Origin of the sequence: Amycolatopsis sp. NPDC059027 (assembly GCF_042739735.1) — a bacterium.
GTDB lineage: Bacteria > Actinomycetota > Actinomycetes > Mycobacteriales > Pseudonocardiaceae > Amycolatopsis.
In genome coordinates, this window is the sequence record NZ_JBHYIK010000149.1 from 1 (window position 1) to 6,229 (window position 6,229).

The following is a 6,229-nucleotide window of genomic DNA, read 5'->3' on the forward strand; positions in this document are numbered from 1 at the left end:
TAGGGCGGTGGGGTCGGTGAGATACAGCGGGGGGTCCACACCGCTTGCGCGGGTGGGGGGCGGGGGGGGGGGGCACCCCCCGGTGGTTTGGGGCCCCCCCTCGGCATGGGCACGGTGGTTGTCCAGATCCACGTCGGTCATCGGGAAGGGTCACTCCGTTCCGGTGTGAGGGGGATGAGGTCGACGCCGTCGCGGCTGACGCGGACGGCGTGCCGGTCGGGCACCGCCGTCCACGCCGGATCCGGAGCACACGGTTCGGAGGCCAGGACGACGCCTTCGGCCGTCCGCAGCATCGCGAGCGAATGTGTCCAGGCCGTGCCGATCAGGGTTTCCCCGTCGGTGAGCAGGAAGTTGAGCCGGGAGCCGGGCGCGGCGGCCTCGATGGAGTTCACCAGCCCGGTCACCGCGGACAGCGGGTCCTCCCCCGCGCGCAGGCGAGCACGCAGCAGGGCCCAGAGCACCGCCGAGTCGGTCGGTGCTTCGAGGGTGAGCAGTTCGGTGATCGGCAGCTGTTTCGACGGCGCGGCCAGCGATTCCGGCCAGCCCCGCACCACGCCGTTGTGACTGAAGAGCCACCGGCCGTCGGCGAACGGCGCCGCGGCCGCCTCGGTGACCGGCATGCCGGTGGTGCCGTTGCGCACCGCGGCCAGGAAGACCGGGGCCCGCACCGAAGCGGCGAGCGCGGGCAGCGTCTCGTCCGTCCACAGTGGACCGGAACGCCGGTACCGCAGCGGCTCGGCCCCGCCGGGATACCAGCCGAGGCCGAAGCCGTCCGCGTTCACCGATCCCCCGCCCCGCATGTCGGCCGGGGCGTAGGACTGCGCCAGCAGCGAGTGCGGGGCGTCGAACATCAGCTCGGCGGGCGAACGCGGCTCGCCGAGATATGCGAGGTGTCGGCACATGTCCGGCTAGGCCACCTCGCCCGGACGGGGATCGCGGGCACAGCGGAACCCGCTGAAGATCTGCCGCCGGATGGGATGGTCCCAGTTCCGGAACGTGCCGCGCACGGCCGCCGCGTCGGTCCCGAACGAACCGCCGCGCAGCACCTTGTAGTCCTGCCCGAAGAAGACCTCCGAATACTCGCGATACGGAAACGCGGCGAAGCCCGGGTACCCGTGGAAGTCGCTGCTCGTCCACTCCCACACGTCGCCGATCAGCTGGTGCACGCCCAGCGGGGAGGCACCGGCCGGGTACGCGCCCGCCTCCGCCGGGCGCAGGTGCCGCTGCCCGAGGTTGGCGTGTTCGGCGGTCGGATCCTCGTCACCCCACGGGTACCGGCGGGAGCGCCCGGACACCGGGTCGAACCGGGCGGCCTTCTCCCATTCGGCCTCCGTGGGCAGCCGTTTGCCCGCCCAGGCCGCGTACGCTTCGGCCTCGTAGAAGGAAACGTGCACGACCGGCTCGGCGGCGGGCACCTTCTCGTGGACGCCGAACCGGGTCCGCCACCAGCCGTCCTGCGCCCGCTTCCAGAACCTCGGCGCGGTGATGTCGTGTTCCGTCCGGTACTTCCAGCCCGCCGGGCTCCACCAGCGCTCGTCGTCATAGCCGCCGGACTCCAGGAACTCCGTGTACGCGCCACAGGTGACCGGCGTGGTGTCGAGGACGAACGCGTCCACCACGACCTCGTGTGCCGGGCGTTCGTTGTCCAGCGCCCACGGTTCGGCCGTGGTGCCCATGGTGAACGGGCCACCGGGGACCAGGATCTCGGCGGGGCGCCTGCCGGCGGGTGCCCGCGGCGGCTCCGGCGCGCTGAGCACCGGATCGCCCTTGCGCAGCTGGTGCGTCGCCAGCATGGTTTCGTCGTGCTGCTGTTCGTGCTGGGTGATCATGCCGAAGGCGAAGGCGCTGTCGGTGAGCCTGCTGCCTTCCAGCGGCACGTTCTCCAGCACGTCGAACGCCTTGTCCCTGACCTCGCGGACGTACCGCCGAGCTTCGGCGGGGCCCAGCAGCGGCAGTTCCGGCCGGTCGGCCCTGGCGTGCTGGAAGGCGTCGTAGATGTCGTCGATGTCCGGGCGCAGCGCCTCCCTGCCGCCGACGTCGCGGACCAGCCACAGCTCCTCCTGGCTGCCGATGTGCGCGAGATCCCAGACCAGCGGCGACATCAGCTTCGAGTGCTGGCGGACCAGGTCCTCGTCGTCGACCGCGTCGGTGAGCGCGACACTGCGCGCCCGTGCCCTCGTCAACGCCTCCGCCGCGTGTGCGCGCAGATCCTGCGGGCTCAGTTCCCGCAACGGGTTGTACTCGGGAATCGATGTGCTCATGAAGCCCTCCTCGCTCCGTCCACGCGCGCGAGCACGTTTTCGCCGATCTCCGTGATGGTGTCCGGGTGCAGCCCGGTGACGCCGAGTTCGGCGCACCCGAGTTCCACCACCGCCCGCGCGGCCGCCGCGATCTCCGCGTCGGCCAGCCCGGCACGCGCCGCCTCCGCCCAGCGACCCTCGACCGGTGCGCAGAGCTCCCGCACCTTGTCCACTGTGGACGGCCGGGTGAGCAGGGCGGTGACGAGGGCGACCGGGTGCAGCCAGCCACCCGGCGGCTGCGCGTCGAGATAACGCAGCTCCAGATAGCCCTGCGGGCGCACCGGCGTGAACATCGTGGTGAGGTGGTAGTCCAGATCCGCCACCGTCGGCCTGCGCAGGACCGCGGCCGCACCGGCGCCCTCGATCCAGTCGCCGAACGTGAGCCCCTCAGGGGCGTCCCATGGCCGGTTTTCCCGGGGCAGCACCATCAACGGCGTGTCCATCATGCGTTCCGCCCACGCCGCGGCGGGGTCCGGATCGGCCGCGGCCGACCGGGTGCGCACCGGCTCGGTCTCCAGCACGGCGAGCCAGCGTGCCGAGGCGTGCCCGGTGTCCCGCCCGGCGTGCACCCGGGAGTTGGCGAACGCCGCCAGCAGTGGCGGGCCCATCGCGTGCGCGGCGGCCCACCGGGCGGCGAACCCGGTGGATTCCCCGGTGTCGACACAGATCTGCAGCCCGGCGGTGCTGCACATCATGGTGATCCCGCCCGTGCCCAGCGGGGCGAAGCGGCGTTCCATCGCCGCGTACCGCGGGGTGCTGAGAACGCGCCGGGGCGGACGGTGTGCGTCGATGCCCGTCTCGCCCAGTTCGAGATCCTGCCGGGCGAGCAGGGAACGCAGATGGCGAAGATCGGCCGAGACGACCGCGTCGAGTTCACGCAGTCCGGCCAGTGGAGGAGAAGAAATCTCTACCTGGCACCCGGGTTCGAGACTCAGTGGCGAACCACCCGGGAGCGGAGAGGCGGGGCTTTCGGGGCGCAACGTCCGCGGGGTGTGCGGGCCGAGCGCCGTGGCCAGTACATCGGGATCGAGCGGGCGGGCCGGGTCACCGCGATGGTGCACGGTGTACTCCAGTTCCACGCCCACGAGCTTCGGTGGCCCGTGCTTGAAGCACACGGAGGCCACGTACGCCTCGCCCGCCGCTCGATCGGAAAGGACCTTCGCGGTCAGGTTCGACGCACTACCGGACTTCTCCGGGTAGTCGTGCACCGTGTTCGAACGCGCCGTCATATCCGCCCGTCCAGTCTGGGAGCCCGCTCCTTGGGACTCCTTGACTTCGGACGCTACACGCGGGGTCCGACAAAAACAGCGTCGTTCTCAGCTACCCCGCGAACCGATCGGTCGCACCGACGAGCACGTCCCGCATACCCTCCGTCGACACGGTGTGCCCGGACCCGCCCACCATCACGAGTTCACTGCCCGGCCACGCCCGGTTCAGTTCCCACGGTGTCCCGGCCAGATTCCCCAGGTCCAGCACGCCGGCCGCGAGCACGCCGGGAATCGCGGCGAGCTTTCCCGCCTCGCGGAGCACCACTCCGTCCTCGAGCCAGGAACCGTTGCTGAAGTAGTGCGTCACCAGCCGCGCGAACGCCAATCGGTACACCGGATCGGCGAATCGGTCATCGGGCGGCAAATCCGGCAGAATCGCGTCCTCCCACGCACACCACCGGCGTGCCGCCTCGTGGTGCACCGCGGGATCCGGATCCATCAGGAGCCGGTGGTACGCCACGGAAAGATCCCCGTCGCGCTCGTCATCGGGTACCCCGGCGCGGAATTCGGCGAATGCCGCCGGGAACATGGCGCCCAGACCGCGGATCAGCAGCTCCACCTCGCACTGCCGCCCGGTCGCGAGTGCCATCAGGACCATTTCGCTCACCCGGTCCGGATGACGCTCGGCGTAGACGAGCCCGAGGTTGCACCCCCACGACCCGCCGAAAACGAGCCAGCGTTCGACGCCGAGATGAGCCCGCAGCAGTTCCATGTCCCGCACGAGGTGATCGGTCGTGTTCGCGGACAGATCGGCGTCCGGCGCGCTCGCGTGTGGCGTGCTGCGCCCGCAGCCGCGCTGGTCGAACAGCACCACGCGGTACCGCGCGGGGTCGAAGTACCGCCGGAGGCCGGCGGAACATCCCGTTCCCGGGCCGCCGTGCACCACCACGGCCGGTTTGCCCGCCGGGTTCCCGCAGACCTCCCAATAGAGCGAGTGGCCGTCGCCGACGTCGAGCATCCCGTGCTCGTAGGGCTCGATCTCGGGGTACAGCCCAGCCATCCGCCACGTCCTTCCGGGAGATACAACAGCGCTGTCATACTAGCGGGGATCACCGTAGCGGCGGGCGATCGCGGCGGCGCGATCACACAGGGAGACGCGCAGCCACTGCGGCGCCAGGGCTTCCGCGTCCGTGCCGAGCTGCCACAGCGCCCATGCGGCGTGCCGGGCGTCCTGGAAGGTCACCTCCAGCCTCAGCCAGCCGCCCGCGTCGGTTTCTTCGGCGCGGAGGGCCAGCGCGGTGTCCATCAGCTCTTCCCGTCGCGCCGGGTTCATCCGCATCAGCACGGCGACCTGGTCGCCGCCGGTCCGGAACCGTGTGCCGCGTTCCTGCCAGGCCCGGTCCAGATCGACCCGGTCCGGCCGCTGGGCGGGTTCGGCGAGTTCCTCGGCGGCCAGGACCCGGGACAGCCGGTAGGTACGGTCCGCGCCGGATCGCGTGGCCAGCAGGTAGGCCTGGTCGCGCACGGTGACCAGGCCGATCGGGTCCACCGTGCGCCATTTCGGGGCCTGATCCGCCGCCGCGTAGCGGATGCGCAGCTTGTGCCCGGCGAGCACCGCGCGCCGGATCTCGGTCACGATCGTGTCGGGCACCTCCTCGGCGACCACGCGGCGCGACAGCAGGTCGGTCTCCGGGTCGATGAGCAACCGCTCGGCAACACCGGCCGCGGCGCCCCGATGGCTTTCGGGCAGCGCGTCGACCACCTTCAGCATGGCCGAAGCGAGCGCCGAGCCGAGCCCGAAAACCTGCGCGCCGCGCCGTGATCCGGCGACCAGCAGGGCGAGCGCCTCGTCGTGGTTCAGCCCGGTGAGTTCCGTCTGGAAACCGGGCAGCAAGGCGAAACCGCCGTGCCTGCCGCGTTCGGCGTAGACCGGGACGCCCGCCGCGGACAGCGCGTCGATGTCGCGCAGCACGGTGCGGGTGGACACCTCCAGCTCGCGGGCGAGCGTGGTCGCGGACAGCCGGCCGCGCTGGCGCAGCAGCAGCACCAACGACACCAACCTGTCGGCGCGCATGGGAAAACCCTAGCGGAATACACGACACAGGATGTCGTGATTCGCTGGGAGGCTCTCCCCACGACGTCGGCACCTGGCCGCCAGCGAGCCGGGGGGCGTCCGTACACCCGATGAATCGAATGGAGCAGATGTGGCGTTGGAACGAACCGCGGTCAACCCGGTGACGTGGTCGGTGGAAATGGGATTCAACCAGGGCGAGGTCGTCTCCGGGCACACCCGCACCCTGTACTGCTCCGGGCAGACCGCGATGAGCGGCGACGGCAAGCCCCAGCACGACGGTGACATGGCGGCCCAGGTGGCGCTGAGCCTCGACAACCTCGAGGCCGTACTCGGCGAGGCCGGGATGTCGCTGGCGAACCTCGTCCGGCTCAACGTGTACACGACGGACGTCGATCTGCTTTTCCAGCACTACGGCGTGCTGGCGTCGCGGCTCGGCGCGGCCAGAGTCGCGCCGACGACCACGATGCTCGGGGTGACGCGGCTGGCGATCCCCGGCCAGCTGGTCGAACTCGAGGGGACCGCCGTCGCGTGACACCCGGCTGGGGGGGGGGGGGGCCCCCGCCCCGCCCCCACCGCCACCCCCCGGCCAGAGGCCGCACCGCGCGGGGGGGGGGCGCGGCGGGCGGGGGGCGGCCCGGGGGCCCCGC

Annotated in this window: 6 protein-coding genes; 1 reads left to right on the plus strand and 5 read right to left on the minus strand. The window is 71.6% G+C overall.

Going from position 1 to position 6,229, the window contains the following annotated elements:
- Positions 1-137: 137 nt before the first annotated feature.
- The 5 genes from egtC to ACFWY9_RS44580 form a co-directional block, all read right to left on the minus strand.
- Positions 138-902 (minus strand): ergothioneine biosynthesis protein EgtC, encoded by a 765-nt coding sequence (gene egtC, locus ACFWY9_RS44560; protein ID WP_378341734.1) that lies wholly within the window; start codon positions 900-902, stop codon positions 138-140.
- Positions 903-908: 6 nt separating this feature from the next.
- A complete protein-coding gene (egtB, locus tag ACFWY9_RS44565) occupies positions 909-2,261 on the minus strand; it encodes an ergothioneine biosynthesis protein EgtB (protein WP_378341735.1) in 1,353 nt (450 codons plus the stop codon).
- Positions 2,258-3,529 carry a glutamate-cysteine ligase family protein gene (locus ACFWY9_RS44570; RefSeq protein ID WP_378341736.1) on the minus strand — a complete coding sequence of 424 codons (1,272 nt, stop codon included), beginning with the start codon at positions 3,527-3,529 and terminating at the stop codon, positions 2,258-2,260. The genes egtB and ACFWY9_RS44570 overlap by 4 nt, the downstream gene beginning before the upstream one ends.
- Positions 3,530-3,620: 91 nt before the next feature.
- Positions 3,621-4,568: a prolyl aminopeptidase gene (pip, locus tag ACFWY9_RS44575; RefSeq protein WP_378341737.1), complete on the minus strand. Its 948-nt coding sequence runs from the start codon at positions 4,566-4,568 to the stop codon at positions 3,621-3,623.
- A gap of 39 nt (positions 4,569-4,607) precedes the next feature.
- On the minus strand, positions 4,608-5,582 hold the full coding sequence (locus tag ACFWY9_RS44580) for a helix-turn-helix transcriptional regulator (protein ID WP_378341738.1): 975 nt from the start codon (positions 5,580-5,582) through the stop codon (positions 4,608-4,610).
- Positions 5,583-5,718: 136 nt separating this feature from the next.
- Between ACFWY9_RS44580 and ACFWY9_RS44585 the strand changes: the two genes are divergently transcribed.
- Positions 5,719-6,114, plus strand: a complete 396-nt coding sequence (locus ACFWY9_RS44585) for a RidA family protein (RefSeq protein ID WP_378322751.1) — start codon at positions 5,719-5,721, stop codon at positions 6,112-6,114.
- The last annotated feature ends 115 nt before the right edge of the window (positions 6,115-6,229 follow it).